The organism is Streptomyces sp. LHD-70 (genome assembly GCF_031157275.1).
Lineage (GTDB): Bacteria > Actinomycetota > Actinomycetes > Streptomycetales > Streptomycetaceae > Streptomyces.
Genome location: NZ_JAVIFW010000060.1, coordinates 1 through 836 on the forward strand (window position 1 = coordinate 1; position 836 = coordinate 836).

An 836-nucleotide genomic window follows, 5' to 3' on the forward strand; every position below is an offset into this window, starting at 1 on the left:
GTCCAGTTGTGCCAGATGGCGGTGGCGAGGGCGAGGAGTCGTTGGCCGGTGCGGGCGAAGACTCCGGCGGGTGTTCTGCCTCCGTGTTGTTCGAGGCTGAGTTGACCTTTGAGGGTGTCGAAAACCGCCTCGATCCACTGACGGACACGGGCGAGGCGGCCGTGTCGGGCTGGCTCGTCCTGCCGGTCCGGACGCACCAGATGAACACCCAGGCGCTCGGTGAGGAACTTCTCGAACTCCCGCCCGGCGAACCCCTTGTCCGCCAGGATCACCTGCCCGACGCGGACGAGGTGATGGTCGCGTTCCAGCAGCGCGGCCATCACCTCCCGCTCGCCGAGTTTCGGGTTGGCCAGGCACCACGAGACCGGCATGCCCTCGGCCGTGGTCAGGAGGTAGAGCCGGAACCCCCAGAAGAAGCGGGAATGGCTGCGGCAGTAGCCGTATCCGGCGTGTCCGGCCAGTTCGGAGCGTTTGACGGTCTCGCGAGAGGCCGCGCAGGGCACAGGCGTGGAGTCGATCAGCCGCAGGTCGTCCTGCCAGGTCGGCACCTGCCGGGCCAGTGCCTCGATCACCTGGCTGATCAGCGGACCTGCCGCGTTGAGCCTCTTGTTGTAGGCCGACTGCTGGGGAAGATAGCGAAAGAGGTGCCCCAGCCGGGCGTGTGCGAACCGGATCCAGTGCCGGGCCGAAGGGAACCCCAGAAGTACCTGCGCGACCGCGAGGCACAGCAGTTCGGCGTCCGTCAGTTTCGGGGGTCGCCCGATCCGGCGACGAGGGGCCACATGGTCGTCGATGAACACGTACAGTGCCGCCAGAAGGGCGTCCAGGTCGGAAGT

The 836-nt window shown here is 67.3% G+C and carries 1 protein-coding gene; it reads right to left on the bottom strand.

Annotation, left to right across the window (positions count from 1 at the left end):
- Window positions 1-827, bottom strand: an 827-nt coding sequence (locus tag RCO28_RS39255; protein ID WP_374991336.1) for an IS982 family transposase, incomplete at its 3' end; no start/stop codon positions are given.
- Between the last annotated feature and the right edge of the window lie 9 nt (window positions 828-836).